Origin of the sequence: Paracoccus beibuensis, from assembly GCF_026162625.1 — a bacterium.
Taxonomy (GTDB): Bacteria; Pseudomonadota; Alphaproteobacteria; order Rhodobacterales; family Rhodobacteraceae; genus Paracoccus; species Paracoccus beibuensis.
Genome location: NZ_JAOTBD010000015.1, coordinates 48,072 through 65,929, shown reverse-complemented (window position 1 = coordinate 65,929; position 17,858 = coordinate 48,072). Strand labels below are relative to the sequence as shown.

Sequence of the window (17,858 nt, the reverse complement as noted above, 5' to 3'; positions counted from 1 at the left end):
CCCGACAGAAGGGCGCGGGGCCGTCAGGCCGTGATCACATCGCGTTCGCGACGGCGTCGGCCAGTTGCTGCACGGCGTCCTCGGACGACATGTCGCTGTTGAAGTGCTGGGTCACCACGTCGGTGATCGCACCGGCCGGCGCGCCGCGGAGCGCCATGCCATGCGCATAGCTGGGCAGCAGCGAACCGTCTTCGGAGCCCGACGCCATCGCCTCGGCCGACTGCTTGGCGCAATCGTCGAACTCGTCCAGCGGCACGTCGTTGCGCGCGGGGATCGAGCCTTTGTTCAGGTTGAAGGTCTTCTGGAACTCGGGGCCCATGATCAGCTTGGCCAGCAGTTCCTGGCCCTGCTGCTTTTCCTCGCCGTCCAGTTCGAAGAACGCGAAGCTGTCGACGTTGTAGAGGAAGCCCTCACCCGGGGTGGGCGCGCAGACGAAGTCGACGCCCGGCTCCTGGCCGGCGGCCAGGAATTCGCCCTTGGCCCAGTCACCCATGATCTGGAAGGCGGCCTCGCCGTTCATGACCATGGCCGTGGCCAGGTTCCAGTCGCGGCCCGAGAAGTTGTCGTCCACGAAGCCGCGGATGGTGCGCATCTGGTCGAAGACCTGCACCATCGTGTCCGAGGTCAACGCCTCGGGGTCCAGATCGACCAGCGCCTTCTGGTAGAACTCGGGGCCGCCCAGACCCAGCACGACGGTTTCAAAGATCGTGGCGTCCTGCCAGTTCTGACCACCATGCGCCAGCGGGGTCACGCCGGCGGCCTGCAGCTTCTCGGCGGCGGCGTTGAATTCTTCCCACGTGGTCGGCATGGCGATGCCATGCTCGTCCAGGATCTGCTTGTTGCCCCAGATCCAGTTGACGCGGTGAACGTTCACCGGCGCGGCGCACCATTGGCCCTCGCACTTCATGTGATCCGCGATGCGTTCGGGCAGGACTTCGGCCCAGTTGTTCGCCTCGGCGACCGAGGCGATGTCGGCCAGCCCGGTCTCCTCGTACCATTCCTGGATCGCGGGGCCCTTCAGCTGCACGGCGGTGGGCGCGTTGCCGGCCAGAACGCGGGCGCGCAGCGCGGTCATCGCCGCGTCGCCGCCGCCGCCTGCCACGGGCATGTCGGTCCAGGTGCCGCCTTCGGCCTTGAACTGTTCCTGCAGGACGGCGATGGACTGCGCCTCGCTGCCGGACGTCCACCAGTGCAGCACCTCGGCGGTGGGCTCGGCCATGGCCGGCGCGGCCAGCATCACGGCGGTCGAGGCCGCCAGAACGGATTTCATATGCATGGATCCTCCCAGATCTATCCCGCACGGATTCGATGATCCGCGTGTGGCTTGATCATGCCAAAGGCCCCGCCATGTGCGCAACGCAGTGCAGCCATGCACCCCGCAGATTTCGCGACGTCATGTTACAAACTGTTACGCAAGGCCGCTGCCCCGGTGCTAAAGCCGCACCAAGGGGAGGATGAACATGAGCCTGCACCGCCTGCTGCTGGTCGAGGACGACGCCGAGATGGCCGCCATGCTGGCCGCCTATCTGCAGCGGCAGGGCTTTCACGTCACGACCGCCGGCAGCCGCACGAGCGCGCTGACGGCGCTGGCGGGGGCGCGCGTGGACCTTATCCTGCTGGACGTGTCCTTGGGCGACGACGATGGCGTCGCGGTCTGCGCCGAGATCCGACAGGCGCAGGACGTGCCCATCATCATGGTCAGCGCGCTGTCTGCCGATCATCAGCGGATGGCAGGATACGAGGTAGGCGCGGACGACTATATCGCCAAGCCCTTCAACCCCGACCTTCTGCTGGCGCGCATCCGGGCGGTGCTGCGCCGCGCCGGTCGCGCGCCCAGCCTGACCCACCGGCGCCGCGACGCCGTCTTGCGCTTTGCCGGCTGGACCTATGACGCGCGGCACGACGAGGTCACCGCGCCCGGCGGCTGGCAGGTGTCGCTGTCGGGCCGCGAGACCGCGCTGCTGCGGGTCTTCCTGGCCAATCCGCTGATCCCCCTGTCCCGGGAAGAAATCGCCGCCGCCTTGGACGACGACGAAGCCGCCGAGGGCCGGGCCATCGACGTGCTTGTCGGGCGGTTGCGCCACAAGACGGATGCGGGGCTGATCCGCACCGAAAGGGGCACCGGCTATATTTTGGCGGCCGAGGTCCTGCGTGACTGACCGCCTGTCGCTGCGGGCGCTGGCGACCCTGTGGGTGGCGCTGGCGATGCTGGGCGGGGGCGCGTCGGTCTGGCTGTGGATGGACAGCGACGCCGCCTGGCGATCGCACCTGGGCGGCGCCTATGTCGCGGGACTGGCGCTGCATGACAGCTTGGAAAACGGCAGCGGCCTGCCCGAGGGCGTGTCGATCAGCCAGCTGCGGGACGCACCCGACCTGCCCCCCGGCTGGCGGCAGACGGTCATCACGCTGACTGGCGGCGGCCGGCCCGACCTGGCGCAGGGGGACCGTCTGTCGCTGCGCATCCAGTCGGCCGATCTTCTTTATCCCGTTTCCGAGGTGCAAAGCGTTGGCGGCGGCAGCCAAGCGGCGGCGCTGGCGTCGGTGACTCGGACGCTGGCGCGGTTCTGCAGCCAGCCGCGACTGTTCGTCCAGCAGGATGCGGGGCCGTGGATGCGGGTCGATGGCGACGCGGTTTGGGGGTGTCAGGCCGCCCCGTCGGACAGGCGGCTGCTGGCCGGCGCGGTGGCTCTGGGGACGCTGGCGCTGCTTCTGGGCTGGGTGGCCGACGTCTCGGCCGCGTTCGCAGATTTTGCCGAGGCGCTGCGCGATCACCGGGCACGCAATGCCGCTCTGCCCGTCGGCGGCGTCGATGAGCTTCGCCAGACTGCCGAGGCCGTGAACGCCTATGTCGCGCAGGATCGTGCCGCACTTGAAAACCGCGCAATGGTCCTGTCGGGCGTCAGCCATGACCTTGGCACCCCCGCCACACGCCTGCGCCTGCGCAGCGCCCTGATCGAGGACCCCGCCCTGCGCGGGAAGCTGGAGCGCGACATCGACGAGATGACGAAGATGATCGACGGCGTGTTGACCTATACCCGCGCCGAGATCGGGGCCGAACCTTTCCGGCAGCTCTCCTTGACGTCCTTGGCCGAGGCGGTGGTCGCGGATTATCAGGACGTCGACCTTCCGGTGCTGCTGCGGCCCGCGCCGGGCCGGACCGCGCGGGCGGGTAATCTGTTCGCCCGCGCCATTACCCGCCCGCAGGTCGAGAACGCCACCGTGCTGATGCGCGGCCAGCCGACGGCCCTGCGCCGGGCGCTGACCAACCTGATCGACAACGCGCTGAAATACGGCCGCGAGGCGGTCGTCTGCGTCGATGGCGACGCCAGCGATGCCTGGATCACGGTCGAGGATCGCGGATCCGTGCTGACCGCCGACGACCTGTCGCGGCTGACCGCGGCCTTCCAGCGCGGCGGCAATGCCGGCACGGCCTCGGGTATCGGGCTGGGTCTGGCCATCGTCTCCACCATGGCCGCGCAGCACGGCGGGCGGCTGGAGTTCGACCGCGGCACCGAGGGGCTGGTGGCACGGCTGATCCTGTGCCGGAACTGGGCTTGAGCGCTTGCGCTTGCCGGTGCGGAACGGTCGGACACCGGCGCTGGCAGACGCGGCGGCGGGCAGGTCTCCTCGACTGGCTGCTAAGGGGGCTTCATCGTCGAGACCACTCGCAGATGCGCGTCAGCGTTGCTTTTGCTGACAATCGCACCACCGAGTATCAGACCGAGCATGTGATACGGCAAAGGTAGCAAACCACGTTATCATCGCGTTGCGGCGCTTGATGATCTACGGGACTGATCGCCTACTGATCGCGGCTCGCAGTCGGTGTCGCTCTTCGACATCAACCCTCTTTGGGCGCGGCTGACCTTCAGCCGAAGCGAAGTGGTAAAGGGGATCTGTACAGTCGCCGGCGCCGCCGCAACGCGTCGTGCCGCAAAAGAAGCCCCCGTCGCATGTCCGAAACGGCGGCAGGATTCCAGGCCGCGCCCCGATCAATGTTCCCTCGCCTGACCAGCGCGCAAGAGCTGTCGGCTCGCGGCGCGTCACAGCCAGGTGACGGGACGTTCCGGGAACCTTCGCCTCAAAACCCGCGTTTTGCTGGCGAATACCATGACGAAACCTTTGGAAAGGGCCCAGATCATGACCTGCATCGCCAACCGCATCGCCCGCCTTGGACTGGCCGGCAGCGTCGCGCTGCTGGCGGCTGTCCCGGTTTCCGCCGCCACCCCGACGCACCAGCCCGTCGAGGCCTGGTCCGCCATGCAGGGCGTTGCGCCTGCAGCCCTGCTTCAGGACATCGAGGACATGCCGCTCTCTGACATGGCCATCGACGACCAACCCTATTGCGCCAGCGACGCCGAGATCGCGCAGACCCTCGACCACGATTTCAGCGAACGCCGCGTCGACGCCGAGGGCAACACCGAACTGTGGGGGTCCGATCAGATGGGCACCTGGACGCTTGTTGCCGCGCGCGAGGATCAGACCAGCTGCATCATCGCCTCGGGGATCGGCTATACCGATCGACGCGAGGCAGAGGTCTATTTCCGCACCGCCGGTCTTTAACCGACCCGGCGCAGGAAGGCGCGGGTGCGATCGTCCTGCGCACGCCCGAAGATCTGCTCGGGCGGCCCCTGCTCGACGATCCGCCCGCCTTCCATGAAGACCACCCTGTCGGCGATCTCGCGCGCGAATTGCATCTCGTGCGTGACGATCAGCATCGTCTGGCGGCCGTCCGCAATGCGCCGGATCAGGTCCAGAACCTCGCCCACCCATTCGGGGTCCAGCGCGCTGGTCGGTTCATCGAACAGCATCAGGTCGGCGTCCAGCGCCATGGCGCGGCCAATGCCGACGCGCTGCTGCTGGCCACCTGACATGGCGGCGGGATAGCTGTCGCCGCGGTCCGCCAGCCCGATCTGGGCCAGGATCTCGTCCGCCCGCTCATTTGCCTTGGCCTGGGGCCAGCCTCGCACGGTGGTCAGACCCTCGATGATGTTTCCGCGCGCCGTCTTGTTGGCAAAGAGCGCGTAGTTCTGGAACACGAACCCCGTCCGGCGCCGCAGCGCCAGGACGTCGGCGCGGCTGGCGCGGGCGGCGTTGACGGACAGGTCACCCAGCCGGATTGTTCCCCGATCGGGGCGATCCAGGAAGTTCAGGCACCGCAGCAGCGTCGATTTGCCGGTCCCCGATGGGCCGATGATCGCCACCCGCTCGCCCGGCTCGAGGCAGAGGTTGATCCCGTCCAGCACCGTGTTCGGCCCGAAGCGTTTCACGAGGCCGGTGATCTCGATCTGGCATTTCATCGCGCCACCGCCTTTCCAAGGCTCGTTTCCAGCCGGCGCTGGCCCACCGACAGCGTCTCGACGATGATCCAGTAGAAGATCGCGACCACCAGGAACGCCTCGAGATAGAGAAAGCTGCCGGCCGCCTCCTTCTGCGCGGCACCCATCATCTCGGTCACACCCAAGGTGAAGGCCAGCGAGGTGCTTTTGATCATGTCGATGAAATAGTTCATCAGCGTCGGCGCCGCCGTCCGTGCGCCCTGCGGCAGGATGATCCGGCGCAGAAGCTGGCCCTGGGTCATGCCGATGGATTGCGCGGCCTCCCACTGGCTGCGGTCGACGCCCAGGATCGCGCCGCGGATGCTTTCGGCCATGTAGGCCGAAAAATGCAGCGTCAGGCCGATGATGGCGGCGGTGACGCCGTTGATGCCGGTCATGGCCGGGACCACCTGCGGCAGGCCGAAGTAGAACAGGAACAGCTGCACCAGCAGCGGCGTCCCGCGGAAGAAGCTGATGAACACCGCCACCACGCGATCCAGCACGGGCACGCGCAGCACCCGCACGATCGCCAGCATCGAGGCCAGCGCCAGCGCCGCGATCATGGCCACGATGGCCATGAACAGCGTCAGCGGCACATAGCCGGCAATGACCGGCACGAGATCCAGCATGTAGGCGGTGTCGAGCGGCCGCATCGCTTATTCGGTCGCCTCGGTCGTGGGCTTCGTGACATCCGCATCCAGCCACTTTCCCGAGATCTCGGCCAGCGTGCCGTCTTCCTTCAGCGCGGTGATCGCGGCATCCACCCGGTCGCGCAGTGCGCGGCCTGCTTCGTCGTCGCGAAACGGCAGGGCGTTGCGAATCTCGGAAAACGGCTGTCCCGCCAGCGCCAGCGGCAGCGGGCTTTCCTTGATCACCTGGGCCGATGACACGCGGTCCATCACGAAGGCATCGACCCGGCCAAGCGCGGTGTCCTGCTCGATGTTGCTTTCATAGGTGCGGATGTCGATCTCGTTCGCATATGGCAGCTCGCGCAGCAGCTGTTCGTAGTTCGAGCCGAGGTTCACGGCCACCGACCGGCCCTTGAGGCTCTCGGGCCCGGTGATCTCGGATTCGTTGCCGGCCTTCACCACGACCTGCGCGCCGTCATAGACATAGGGCTGGGTGAAGACGAAGGCCTCTTCGCGCTCGGGCGTGATGGTGATCTGGTTGGCGATCGTGTCTATGCGCCCCGATTCCAGCGCGCCGATCAGGCCGGAAAACGACATGGTCACGAATTCGACCTCGTCGCCCGTTTCCTCCGCGACGGCGTTCAGGAAGTCGACCTCAAAGCCCTGAAGCTCGTCGGCGCGGGTGAAGGTGAAGGGGAAGTAGCCGCCCGACATCCCGACGCGAATCGTCTCGGCGGCTGCGGGCAGGGCGGTGGTCAGCGCCAGGGTGGCGGCGATGGCGATACGGCGCATCTGGAATCTCCTTGTTTGTCAGCCCCTCAGGTGCAGGTTGGCGCGGCGGGGAACAAGCGGGATGCGGAAGATAAGGACATCTTCTGCGCCGCACCTGCCATCGCCGGGACAGCCTTGTGCCAGTAACGGCGCGGCAGGAACATCGTTCCGGCCCCTCAGGCGGTCATCGCCTTGATGGCGGCCACATGTTCGGGCGCGGCGGCAACCGCATCGGCGGCCAGCGCCATGGCCGCGGGCAGAAGCTCGGCGGCAGGATGGATACGGTCGACAAGGCCCCAGGCCTGCGCCTCGGGCGCTTCGATCCGGGCGCCGGCCATCAGGATCATCCGCGCCCGTGCCGGTCCGACCAGGCGAGACAGGCGTCCGGTGTCGGACGGTTGCGGCAGGAACCCCAGCCGCATGACCGGATAGAAGAACCGCGCCTCGGGCACGGCAAGGCGGATGTCGCAGGCCAGCGCCATGCCGAAGGCGCCACCCGCCAGGGTGCCGTTCAGGGCCCCGATCGTCAGGCAGGGCATGGCGGCCACCGCGCCCGACAGCGCCTCCCATTCGGGGGCGGTGGCCAGGCCCGCGCGCGCCTCGTCAAGGTCGGCCCCAGCCGAGAAGACGCGGCCCGTCCCCGTCAGGACCAGCGCGCGCACGCCCGCCATCCGCGCGTCGGACACGGCGGCCAGCAGGTCACGCAGCATGGCGGCGGTCAGGGAATTGGCCTTGTCGGGGCGGTCGATGGTCAGCAGGGCCATGCCCTCGTGAAGCTGGCTGCGGATCACGACTTGTTCCCTTTCCCTTTCGGCGGCACTGTGGCAGGAATCCCACGGAACTCTGGTTTGCGAAAGGTATCCGCCATGTTTCGTCCCCTTGCAACCTCGGCTCTTGCGCTGGTGCTGGGCGCCGGCCCGGTCCTTGCCGAAGTCACCCCGGCGCAGGTCTGGGAAAATCTCCGCCAGAGCTACGAGGACATGGGCTATCAGGTCGAGGTCGGGTCCGAGGACGCGGCCGGCGACAACCTGACGCTGTCGGACATCAAGGTCACCAGCGCGCCCGATGCCGATGGGCAATTCCTGTTCGTGGTGCCGCGGATGGACATGTCGCAGACCGGCGGCGGAGACGTCCGTTCGGTGGTCGAGGGCGAGATGACGCTGGAGGCCCGCAACACGACGCCCGAAGGCGAGGAGGTCGGCTTCGCCATGTCCATCGAGATGCCGGGGAACGAGACCGTCTCCTCGGGCACGCCCGAGGAGATGCAGCACCGTTATACCATCCCCACCGTGACCATGACGGGCCGCGCGCTGGACGACCAGAACAAGACCCCTGTCACCGTGGCGCTGACCGGCGTGGCGGGCACCCAGACCACGGCCAGGTCCGAGGACGGCGGCACCCGCAACACGATCGATGCCACCGCCGAAAGCCTGCAGATGGAGATCAGCGCCACCGGCCCGGCAGCTGACGCATCGGAAGGCACCACGGAAGGCGCGCCCGAGGGTGCGGCGACCGACAGCTTTGCCGCCACCGTCAGGATCGCGGATCTTTCGGTTGCCGGTACGACCGTGCTTCCGGCCGGCACCGCCGACTTCGGCACCGATCCGTCCGCGGCCCTTGCGGCCGGCTTCGACGTCGACGGCACCATCGACCTCGGGGCGCTGACCATGGACTTCCAATCCAGCACCACCGCCGATGACGGCAGCGTCGAGGACATGGACGGCACCGTCGCGGCCGACAGCGGCGAATTCGGCGTCGCGATGTCCAGCGAAGGTCTCTCCTACAACGGCAGCGCCACGGGCGTGACGACGCGGATCACCTCGAACGAGATGCCCTTCCCGCTGGCCTACGCGGTCGAGAAGAATTCGTTCGGTCTGCAGATCCCCGCCACTGCCTCGACCGAGCCGCAGCCCTTCTCGCTGTCCTACATCCTCGAGGGGCTGACGCTGGACGACGCCCTGTGGCAGAGCTTCGACCCCGACGCGACGCTGCCGCGCGAGCCTGCAAGCCTTGCCATCGATGTCGAAGGCCAGGCCGTACTGTCGCGCGACCTGCTGGACCCCGAGCCCGTGCCGGCACCGGGCGACGCTGCCGAAGAGCCCGAGATGCCGTTCCAGCCGCGCAGCCTGACGATCAACGACATCTCGCTGGACGCGCTTGGCGCCACCGCCGATGTCGCGGGCAGCCTGACCTTCGGCGACGATCCCACCAAGCCGGTCGGCACGATCGAGGGCACGTTCTCGGGGATCAACGGGCTTCTGGACAACCTGGTGAAAATGGGCGTCGTGCCGCAGGACCAGCTGATGGCACCGCGCATGATGATCGCCATGTTTGCCCGCCCGGTCGAAGGCAGCGAGGACCAGCTGCAGACCGAGCTGGAGTTCCGCGAGGACGGATCGATCCTCGCCAACGGCCAGCAGGTCAAGTAACCCTGCCCCTCTTGGGGCCGTCCGGCCGGGGCGCCTGTCCCGGCCGTCTTCATGGCGCCCGGCGCCCGCAGCACGAGAACCGCATGACGAACCCTGCCGATCCCGACCGCCTGAAGCGCCTGGCCGAAGCCTTAGTTGATGCCGCGCGACGTGCCGGTGCCGACCAGGCCGATGCGCTGGCCGTCGACGGCCGCGCCGTCGGCATCGACGTGCGCGCCGGCGGGTTGGAGCAGGCCGAGCGCGCCGAGGGCGTCGAAATCGGCCTTCGGGTCCTGATCGGCGGCCGGCAGGCGGCGGTGTCGTCCTCGGACCACGCGGCCGAGGCCATCGCCCAGATGGCCGCCCGCGCCGTCGCCATGGCGCAAGAGGCGCCGGTGGACGACACCCTGGGCCTGGCCGATCCATCGCAGCTGTCGGCGGTCCGCAACGCACAGGGGCTGGAGATCGCCGAGGACGCGCCCGAGCCGGACCCCTCCTATCTTCAGGACACGGCCCTGCGCGCCGAGGCTGCGGCCATGTCGGTCGCGGGCATCAGCCAGCTGGAAAGCGCCAATGCCGGATACAGCCACCGGCGCATGTGGCTGGCGGCGTCGAACGGGTTTTCGGGCGGCTATGCGCGGACGGGGCATTCGCTCTCGGCGGTGGCGATTACCGGCGAGGGGCTGCGGATGGAACGCGACTATGCCGGCGAATCCCGCGTCTTCGCCGCCGACCTGCCCACGCCCGAGGAGATCGGCCTGCTGGCGGCGGAACGCACGCTGGCGCGGGCGGGGGCACGAAAGCCGCCGACCGGGGCCTTCCCGATCCTTTATGACCGGCGCGTGTCGGCGTCGCTGATCGGGCACCTGCTGTCGGCGGTGAATGGCAGCGCCATCGCGCGCGGGGCCAGCTGGCTGCGCCGCGACCTGGGCGCCGCCGTTCTGCCAGCGGGAATGGACCTTGTCGAGGACCCTCTGCGGCCGCGCTACCCGTCGTCGCGCCCGTTCGACGCCGAGGGGATGGCGACGCGGGTCCGCAACATCGTGGCGGGCGGCGTGCTGCAGGGCTGGACGCTGGATCTTGCGACGGCCCGCAAGCTGGGGATGGACAGCACCGGATCGGCTGCCCGGGGCCTGGCCTCGGCACCGTCGCCCAGCCACAGCAATGTCGTCCTGACGCCGGGGCAGGTCAGCCAGCAGCAGTTGATCGCGCAGATGGGCCGGGGACTGGTGGTGACATCGATGCTGGGCGCGTCGATCAACGGGACGACCGGCGACTATTCCCGCGGCGCTGCGGGCTTCTGGGTCGAGAATGGCCAGATCGCATATCCGGTCAACGAATGCACCATCGCCGGCAATCTGAGGGACATGCTGATGACCCTGATCGCGGCCGACGACGCGTTGCCCTGGCGGGCGACCGAGGTGCCCAGCCTGCTGGTCGACGGCATGACAGTTGCGGGCGCCTGAGGCCGACCTGGCCCTGCTGACGGAAGCCGCCATCGAGGCAGGGCAGATCGCCCTGCGCTTCTGGCGGCGCGATCCGGTGGCTTGGGACAAGGGCGGCGGCGCGGGCCCGGTGACCGAAGCCGACCTGGCCGTCAACGACGCCATCCAGGCGCGGCTGACCGGCGCATGTCCCGACTATGGCTGGCTGTCCGAGGAAAGCGAGGCAGACCCCGCGCGGCTGGACGCGCGCCGCTGCTTCATCATCGACCCCATCGACGGCACCCGGGCCTTCATCGACGGCCAGGACGGGTTCTCCCATTCTCTTGCCGTGGCCGAGAATGACCGGATCATCGCCGCCGTGGTGCATCTGCCGGTACGTGGCCTGACCTACACCGCCGTCGAAGGCGGGCCCGCACTGCTGAACGGCCAGCCGATCCGGCCAAGCGACGCAGACATCGACGGCGCGCGGGTCCTGACCTATCGCGCGGTTTCCGAAGCGGCGAACTGGCGGGGGCCGATGCCGGCCTTCCGGCGAGAGTTCCGGTCCTCGCTGGCGTGGCGGCTGTGCCTGGCGGCCGAGGGACAGTTCGACGCGGCCCTGTCGCTGCGGGCATGCTGGGAATGGGATATCGCCGCCGGCAGCCTGATCGCGGAACGCGCGGGTGCGACTGTCAGCGACCGTCGCGGCCAGCGGATGCGCTTCAACAGCGCGCGTGCGCAGGTTGACGGCATGATCACCGCGGGGCCGCACCTGCACGGCCAGATCCTGACCGCGCTGGCCTAGAACAGCGGCGGCAGGTCCAGCGGATCGGCGGACGGTCGGGTGGTGGCGATGGTGGCGCCGGGACCGGACAGCGACGCGATCTGCTGCGCCAGTTGGGACAAGGCGCGGCCGGCGGCCTCGGCCGTCGCGGCGGGTCCCGTGGTGGTCATCGGGATTTGGATGTCGAAGCTGCGGACATAGTTCGTCCCGCCGCCCGTCAAGCCGTCGTCGGACACGAAGTACCGGCCCGACAGCCGATAGATGTTGTCGGCCTGCGCCAGCGCGCGTTCGACCCGCACCTCGACGATCCGAGCCGGGGGCTCGGCCAGGGGCCAAGGCTCACTGATGACCGTCGCGCCCGAGACAGCGCTGATGGCGCTGGCCAGGCTGAGCGTGAAGGCCCGCGACGGGCTGTCGGCCCAGAGGTTCTCGGGGTTCGACCGGACGGCCCCGTCCTCGGTCTGAAACGCGACCTCCTGATCGGCCGCGTATCCCGGCAGGGTCACGTCCTTCAGCTCGGCCGTGCCGAGCCGGTTCGGGACGGTGATCCCGGCGGTGGGTGCGTCCAGAAGATAGCGGCCCGTGTCCTCGGGGTCGGAACAGGCGGTCAGCAGGCCGGCCCCCAGCAGGGCGATCAGCGGCAGGCAGAGGGGCGCAAGGTGCAGCGTCATGTCTATCGTCCCAGGATGAAGGCGCGGGGGTTGCGCTCGATCAGGCGCGCGACCGAGCCGATGGATTCGGTGGCGCGGCGCAGTTCGCGCAATGCGCCGATCAGTTCGTTGTTGAACGCCGATCGCGTGCCATAGCTGGCAAAGAGCGTTTCGGCGCCGGCGGCGGTGGCCTGCAGGCGCCGGATCAGGTCCGGAAGCTGCTGGACCGACTGCGCGATCTGGTCGGCCGCCGTGCTGGCGGAGTCCAGCGCCTCGTTCAGGCTGCCCACGGCGTTTCCGTCGCGCAGGTCGTTCAGCAGGCCGGTCGCCGCCTCGAGCGTGTTGGACAGGTTGCGGGGCAGCTGTTCGGCGTCCTCGCTGCCCAGCATGGCGCGCAGGTCGGCCAGGATGCCCTCGGCCTGCAGGCTGATCTCGGCGAAGCCGAATTCCTCGACCGCGGCGGCGGCGGCATCGATCTGGTCGATCACCTCCGGAACGTCGACGGCGGCCGCGCTGATGGCGGTGAAGGCCTCGGAGGCCTCGTCTAGAAGGCGGGCGAAGGTCTCGCCGCTGTTGGCCTGGTTCAGTTCGGTCGTGATGCTGCTGATGTTGGCCAGTGCGGCCGCACCTTCGTCGATGGCCGTGCGTAGGGCGCCCGGAATGGCGCGCGTGTCCTGTGAAGTGGCCAGGACGGTGATGCTGTCCAGCGTGTCGCGGGCCGAATTCAGGACCTCCTCGATCGGCAGGTTGCCGATGCGTTCCACAAGACCTTGGGCGCTGGCGGTGAAGTCGTCCAGATCGCCCTGGACCGAGGGGATGAGCGGGTTCGGCCCTGTCTCCTCGTCAATGGTGGCCGGTTCGGCGTCGGGAATGTCGACCAGTTCGACCATCAGCGATGTTCCCAGGAATCCTGCGCTGGCGACGCGGGCGCGCAGGCCTTGCGCGACCTCTTCGCGCAGCAGGGCCAGCGCTTCGTCCGCGGTGGCGTCTTCGTCCAGGCCGAGCCGGCGGGGCGAAATCGCCATTGTCACAAGCTGCCGGACCTCGGGATTGCCCTCTGCATCCTCGGAGAGGTTCACCGCCAAGTCGGTCACCTGACCGACGCGGAGGCCCTGGAACTGAACGTCTGCACCTTGCGTCAGGCCCTGGAGTGAATCCTCGATCAGCATGCCGACGCGCAGCCGGTTGGCGTCGTCGGTTGCAAAGAGCGTCGTTCGCGCCGCGGCTTCGTCCACCTGCACCTCGAACTCGTGGCCGGGTTCGATCACGCTGCCGCCGCTGACGATGGTGTCGAAGGCGACGCCGCCCTGCAGGACCGACGACAGGGAGTTGACATTGAAGGCGATGCCCTGCGCGCCAAGCGACAGCGAAAAGCCCGAGGTGTCCCAGAAGACGCTGGCCGTCGTCAGCCGGGCGTCGTGCGGCGCCTCGACGAAGGCATCTGCGAGGACGCGGTCCTCGCCCTCGGACAGGCGGACGTTTTCCAGCCGCCCGACCTCGACCCCGCGAAAGAGGACCGGCGCGCCTTCGGAAAGGCCCTCGGCGGTTTCCATCGACAGCGTGACCCAGGTGCCGGGCTGATCGCTGCGCACCAGCGGCGGCCGCTCCAGCCCGGCGAAGCGGGACGCGGGTTCGCTGATCTCGGCGTCCCAATAGCCTTCGATGAAGGCGCCGGTCAGCACGGTATCAAGGCGCGTCACGCCCTGGGCCGAGACCTGCGGCCTGACGATCCAGAAGGCCGCGTCGTCGTCGATATACTGCGCCACGTCGCTGTCGACGCGGAGCGAGACGACGACCTGCGACAGGTCCTCGGTGAACTTGACGCCCTCGACCCCGCCGACTGTGATCTCGCGAAAGCGCAGGGCGGTGTCGCCGGGGGTGATGCCGGTGGGGTCGGCAAAGACGACTTCGATCAGGGTGCCGCGCTCTCGGAAGGCATTCCAGGCGATCCCGAGGGTCACGATCAGCGCGATTATCGGCACGATCCAGATGACGTTGACCCCCGCCTGCGCTGCCCGGGCGGCAGTCTTGCGGACCGGACTTGCCGGCTTGAGGGGCTGGGGCGTGTCGGTCATTCTGTCGTCGTCCTTGGCCGTCAAAGGTCGTCGGAATCGCGGCGGCTGCGCAGGGGCAGACCCCGCCAGATCAATCGCGCATCAAAGCTTTGCGCGGAAAGCATCGTGAAGGCAACCGACAGCGCGAACGAAACCGCCGCGGGTCCGGGATGGATCGAGGCGACGAAGCCCAATTGCACCAGCGCGGACAGGATGGCCACCACGAAGACGTCGATCATCGACCAACGTCCGATGAATTCGACCACCTCGTAGACCTTCAGCCGCGCATGCGCCTGTTCGCTCGTGGCCGGCCGGCCCGCGACGATTGCCAGCCAAGCGATGGCGATGAACTTGCCGACCGGCACGATGATAGACGCGACGAAGACGATCAGCGCGATGTCGTAGCTGCCGTGGTGCATCAACTCGACCACTCCGCCGAGGATCGTGGCCTCGGAATTGCCGGCAAGGCCCGCGAAGGTCTGCGTGCTCATCATCGGGAAGACGTTGGCAGGGATATAGGCGATCAACCCGGCCAGCCACCAGGCCCAGACCACCTGCAGACGGTGCCGGTCGGGCGGGCGCAGGTGCGCGTTGCAGCGGCGGCAATCGACCTGGTCGGCCGGCCAGACCCTGCCGCATCTGTGACATCCCAGAAGACCGGCACGATGCGCGGTCAGGATGGGGCCACCGTGGTCGCCGGCGCGGGCGCTCATGCGTCGGCCCCGGCGGGGCGGCCGTATTCGGTGGATTGACCTGCTTCCTCGATCGCGTCCCAGATCGTCGTCTGGCACATGAAGGCGCGCGAGGCGATGTTGACGAAGATCAGCGCGGCGAAGGCCCAGAAGGCCGGACCCAGATGGACCGAGGCAAGCCCCGCGACCTTGACCAACGCGACGGCGGTGCCGATCACGAAAATTTCGGCCATAGACCAGGGGCGCAGGATCTCGGACCAGCGGAAGGCGCGGGCGGCGTGGCGATAGGGCGTGCGTCCCTGCGCCAAGGGCACCAGCGTATAGAGCAGCAGGAACGACCGCGCGATCGGCAGGCCGATGATCATCGCCAGAACCGCAAGGACCAGCGGCAGCAGGACGCCATCGGCAAACGCCAGCGCCACGTCGAAAAGGGAACTGGCGTTGCCGAAGCCCATCGCGGACACCTGCAGGAAGGGGAAGAACACAGCCCCCACCAGCAGCACCATCGACGTAAAGGCCAAAGCGATCAGCTGCGCGAAGGCGCCTTCGCGGGGCTTGGCGATGACCGTGCCGCAGCGGATGCAGCGGGCGGTCTCTCCCGGTTCGAGGTGTTCCTCGAGATGGAGCGCGTCGCAGCGGGGGCAGGCGATCAGTCCGCGTCCGGTCTCAAGGTTATAGCTGTCTTCATGGATCATGCCGGAAAGATAGACCACCTTGGGCAGGGCGCAAGCGGCGGCTTGGATCGTCGTGAAGAATTGAGCAGCTAGTGCCGCGATCCGGCCCGTGCCGCCGAAGTCAGAACCACCTGGCGGGGATTGCCGCCGTGGCCGAAGCTGGCCTGTGCCAGCTTGAAATAGAGCGACAGCCGATAGGCTCCGTTCTCGAACCCGGTCGTTATCTCGCCTTCGAGCTGCATCGAGAATGCCTCGATCAGCTGGCTGCCAAGGCCTGCGCTCTTCTTGTCCTGCACCGGTCCAGCCGAGTTCACGATCTCGAGCAGCCCATGACCCGGCGTGGGCGAGGTCAGGCCGATCCGCACCCAGGAGACACCGCCGTCGGCAGGGGCCTGAGCATATTTGACGGCATTCGTGAGGGCTTCGGTCGTCAGCAGCGTCAGCGGCACGGCTTGGTCGGGAAGCATCGTCAGGGGCTGGATGTCAGTCTCGACCCGCAGCTCTCGCCCGGCTGCCTGAGAGGCGGTGACCAGCTGCGTAACGATGTCGGTGATAAGCCTGTCTGCCTCGACCGCGTCCAGCTGCTCGGCCTGATAGAGGTTGCGATAGATGGTCGCCAGCGCCGCGACGCGGTCCTGGACCGAACGCAGCACGCGCTTGGCGTCCGGGTCGTCGATCAGCCGGCTTTGCATGTTGATGATCGACGCGATAAGCTGGAGGTTGTTCTTCACTCGATGGTGAACCTCTTTCAGCAGGACGGTCTTTTCGGCCACCGCCTGTTCCATCGCCTCTTCGTCGCGGATCAGGATGCGGGCCATGTTGTGGAACGTCTGGCTGACATCCGCGATCTCGGTCGGCGCATCCTCGAGGACGGGGGGGGCGGCATCGCGGTTGCCGATTGCGAAGCGGCGCATCTGGCCGCGAAGGACGGTGATGTGGCGCAGCACCAGGCGGAAGACCGCGAAATAGGCCACCGCAAGCGACACTACCCACAGCGCCATGGGAAGCAGGACCGCCCCGAAGCGCGACATCTGAAAGACGCCGATGCCGGCGGTCTTCGGGCTCCAGCTGCCCAAGGCGTAGACGAGGCCGGGTACGACCGGGACCACGGTGAAGACCCGCGTCTCGCCGTTGTTGGCGGTGGCGCGGAAGGTGGATTCGCCGCTGCCCAGAAGGCTGACCAGCGACAGGTCGCGGGGCAGCAGGGCCTGCGGGTCGCCCCCGTCGCTGACATCGGCGTTCAGCACGTGGCCGAGGTTGTTGAAGGTCAGGATCCGCGCGCCCTCGGTCCCGAAGTCCATGGCGTGGGTTGATCGCAGCAGTTCCTGCGTCAGCGACAGGGCAGTCATGCCGATCAGGTCGCGGTCGCGATAGAGCGGCTGTACCACCACCACGACGGGTTGGCGGCTGACCGGACCATGGGACATTGCCGTCACGGCCGTGGTCGGCGAATCACGAAATTCCCGCATCAGGTCGGTGTCGGACAGGTCCAGCGGAACGTCGGCGGCGTCGGCCGAGGTGCACTCGACGATGCCGTCCAGGGGGATGTACGCGGCGTGGCGATACGTTCCGCTGCGCTGGACGAAATTCCGCAGCAACTGCGAGCAGATCTGGGGGCGGTCGAGGCTTTCCAGCACCGCAGGGCCCAAGGCGTCGGCCGATCCCAGCGCGCTTTGCAGCAGCGCGCGTTCGCCCGCCGCCGCCGATGCCGTGCGGCCCAGAAGTGCGATCTCGGCGCTGCGTTCGGCCTCTCGCGACAGGTGCAGGTTCTGGACGAGGGAGATCAGGCCAATGGGAAGGATCGCGACGGACAGAAGACCGCCTAGGCGGAATCCCAGACGCCGCGTGAATTCCAGCCGGTCGGTGATGCGCCTGAGCACGCCGCCGCCTCAGCGCGAGCTGACGTTGTTCTGCGCCATCACCGCAAGGGTGGCCTGGTCCGTCATGTTCAGCTCTTCCCCGTCCTCAAGGTGCAGCAGCTCGGCCAGCTTGCGCCGGCCGCGATTGGCCCGGGATTTGACGGTGCCGACGGCGACGCCGGTCATGTCCGCGGCTTCCTCGTAGGAAAAGCCCGAAGCGCCAACAAGGACCAGCGCCTCGCGCTGTTCGTCGGGCAACTGCCGGAACGCGGCACGGAAGTCGCGCAATGCAAGCCTGCCGTCGTGGTCCGGACGCGCAGCCTGGCGCGCCGCGTGGATGCCGTCGCTGTCGCTGACCTCTCGCTTGGTCTTGCGGCGCGACGAATAGAAGGTGTTGCGCAGGATCGTGAACAGCCAGGCGCGCAGATTCGTGCCAGCTTGGAACTTGTCCATGTTCGTCCAGGCCTTGACGATGGTATCCTGGACAAGGTCGTCGGCCGCTGCACCCTCTCGGGTCAGGGAAAGCGCGAAGGCGCGCAGGGCCGGCAGGTGATCCACCAGCTGGTCGCGCGGGTTTGCCGAAGCTGTTTGAGGCATG

At 68.0% G+C, this 17,858-nt stretch carries 17 protein-coding genes; 6 read left to right on the top strand and 11 right to left on the bottom strand.

Going from position 1 to position 17,858, the window contains the following annotated elements; translation table 11 throughout:
* Nucleotides 1–34: 34 nt before the first annotated feature.
* Nucleotides 35–1,276 (bottom strand): ABC transporter substrate-binding protein, encoded by a 1,242-nt coding sequence (locus OC159_RS11125; RefSeq protein WP_407674097.1) that lies wholly within the window; start codon nucleotides 1,274–1,276, stop codon nucleotides 35–37.
* A gap of 184 nt (nucleotides 1,277–1,460) precedes the next feature.
* Here OC159_RS11125 and OC159_RS11120 point away from each other — a divergent pair, with 184 nt between their 5' ends.
* From OC159_RS11120 to OC159_RS11110, 3 genes are all read left to right on the top strand, one after another.
* On the top strand, nucleotides 1,461–2,159 hold the full coding sequence (locus tag OC159_RS11120; RefSeq protein WP_265501222.1) for a response regulator transcription factor: 699 nt from the start codon (nucleotides 1,461–1,463) through the stop codon (nucleotides 2,157–2,159).
* Nucleotides 2,152–3,558, top strand: coding sequence for a sensor histidine kinase (locus OC159_RS11115; protein WP_265501221.1), 1,407 nt, complete (start codon nucleotides 2,152–2,154; stop codon nucleotides 3,556–3,558). The genes OC159_RS11120 and OC159_RS11115 overlap by 8 nt, the downstream gene beginning before the upstream one ends.
* A 579-nt stretch (nucleotides 3,559–4,137) precedes the next feature.
* Nucleotides 4,138–4,560 (top strand): hypothetical protein, encoded by a 423-nt coding sequence (locus OC159_RS11110; RefSeq protein ID WP_265501220.1) that lies wholly within the window; start codon nucleotides 4,138–4,140, stop codon nucleotides 4,558–4,560.
* Here OC159_RS11110 and OC159_RS11105 read toward each other — a convergent pair.
* The 4 genes from OC159_RS11105 to OC159_RS11090 all read right to left on the bottom strand — a co-directional run bounded on the left by OC159_RS11105 (nucleotide 4,557) and on the right by OC159_RS11090 (nucleotide 7,506).
* Nucleotides 4,557–5,297 (bottom strand): amino acid ABC transporter ATP-binding protein, encoded by a 741-nt coding sequence (locus OC159_RS11105; RefSeq protein WP_265501219.1) that lies wholly within the window; start codon nucleotides 5,295–5,297, stop codon nucleotides 4,557–4,559. The genes OC159_RS11110 and OC159_RS11105 overlap by 4 nt on opposite strands.
* Nucleotides 5,294–5,968: an amino acid ABC transporter permease gene (locus OC159_RS11100; protein ID WP_265501218.1), complete on the bottom strand. Its 675-nt coding sequence runs from the start codon at nucleotides 5,966–5,968 to the stop codon at nucleotides 5,294–5,296. The genes OC159_RS11105 and OC159_RS11100 overlap by 4 nt, the downstream gene beginning before the upstream one ends.
* Nucleotides 5,969–5,971: 3 nt before the next feature.
* Nucleotides 5,972–6,736 (bottom strand): amino acid ABC transporter substrate-binding protein, encoded by a 765-nt coding sequence (locus tag OC159_RS11095; RefSeq protein WP_265501217.1) that lies wholly within the window; start codon nucleotides 6,734–6,736, stop codon nucleotides 5,972–5,974.
* 155 nt (nucleotides 6,737–6,891) lie between these two features.
* On the bottom strand, nucleotides 6,892–7,506 hold the full coding sequence (locus tag OC159_RS11090; protein WP_407674096.1) for an enoyl-CoA hydratase/isomerase family protein: 615 nt from the start codon (nucleotides 7,504–7,506) through the stop codon (nucleotides 6,892–6,894).
* Between the two features lie 75 nt (nucleotides 7,507–7,581).
* On the opposite strand from OC159_RS11090, the gene OC159_RS11085 reads away from it, so the two are divergent.
* The 3 genes from OC159_RS11085 to OC159_RS11075 all read left to right on the top strand — a co-directional run bounded on the left by OC159_RS11085 (nucleotide 7,582) and on the right by OC159_RS11075 (nucleotide 11,352).
* A complete protein-coding gene (locus OC159_RS11085) occupies nucleotides 7,582–9,144 on the top strand; it encodes a DUF2125 domain-containing protein (protein WP_265501216.1) in 1,563 nt (520 codons plus the stop codon).
* An 83-nt stretch (nucleotides 9,145–9,227) separates the two neighbouring features.
* Nucleotides 9,228–10,589: a TldD/PmbA family protein gene (locus OC159_RS11080; RefSeq protein ID WP_265501215.1), complete on the top strand. Its 1,362-nt coding sequence runs from the start codon at nucleotides 9,228–9,230 to the stop codon at nucleotides 10,587–10,589.
* Nucleotides 10,576–11,352 carry a 3'(2'),5'-bisphosphate nucleotidase CysQ gene (locus tag OC159_RS11075; protein WP_265501214.1) on the top strand — a complete coding sequence of 259 codons (777 nt, stop codon included), beginning with the start codon at nucleotides 10,576–10,578 and terminating at the stop codon, nucleotides 11,350–11,352. The genes OC159_RS11080 and OC159_RS11075 overlap by 14 nt, the downstream gene beginning before the upstream one ends.
* On the opposite strand, the gene OC159_RS11070 is transcribed toward OC159_RS11075, so the two are convergent.
* The 6 genes from OC159_RS11070 to OC159_RS11045 all read right to left on the bottom strand — a co-directional run bounded on the left by OC159_RS11070 (nucleotide 11,349) and on the right by OC159_RS11045 (nucleotide 17,857).
* The gene (locus tag OC159_RS11070; RefSeq protein ID WP_265501213.1) at nucleotides 11,349–12,002 is read right to left on the bottom strand and encodes a PqiC family protein; all 654 of its coding nucleotides are present in this window, start codon (nucleotides 12,000–12,002) and stop codon (nucleotides 11,349–11,351) included. The genes OC159_RS11075 and OC159_RS11070 overlap by 4 nt on opposite strands.
* Nucleotides 12,003–12,004: 2 nt before the next feature.
* Nucleotides 12,005–14,056, bottom strand: a complete 2,052-nt coding sequence (locus tag OC159_RS11065) for a PqiB family protein (RefSeq protein ID WP_265501212.1) — start codon at nucleotides 14,054–14,056, stop codon at nucleotides 12,005–12,007.
* Between the two features lie 20 nt (nucleotides 14,057–14,076).
* A complete protein-coding gene (locus tag OC159_RS11060; RefSeq protein ID WP_265501211.1) occupies nucleotides 14,077–14,748 on the bottom strand; it encodes a paraquat-inducible protein A in 672 nt (223 codons plus the stop codon).
* Nucleotides 14,745–15,422, bottom strand: a complete 678-nt coding sequence (locus tag OC159_RS11055) for a paraquat-inducible protein A (protein WP_265501210.1) — start codon at nucleotides 15,420–15,422, stop codon at nucleotides 14,745–14,747. Before OC159_RS11055 ends, OC159_RS11060 begins: the two co-directional genes overlap by 4 nt.
* A gap of 68 nt (nucleotides 15,423–15,490) precedes the next feature.
* Nucleotides 15,491–17,281 carry a sensor histidine kinase gene (locus OC159_RS11050; protein ID WP_265501209.1) on the bottom strand — a complete coding sequence of 597 codons (1,791 nt, stop codon included), beginning with the start codon at nucleotides 17,279–17,281 and terminating at the stop codon, nucleotides 15,491–15,493.
* A gap of 9 nt (nucleotides 17,282–17,290) precedes the next feature.
* Complete coding sequence (locus OC159_RS11045) at nucleotides 17,291–17,857, bottom strand: RNA polymerase sigma factor (RefSeq protein WP_265501208.1); 567 nt, start codon at nucleotides 17,855–17,857, stop codon at nucleotides 17,291–17,293.
* Nucleotide 17,858: the final 1 nt, after the last annotated feature.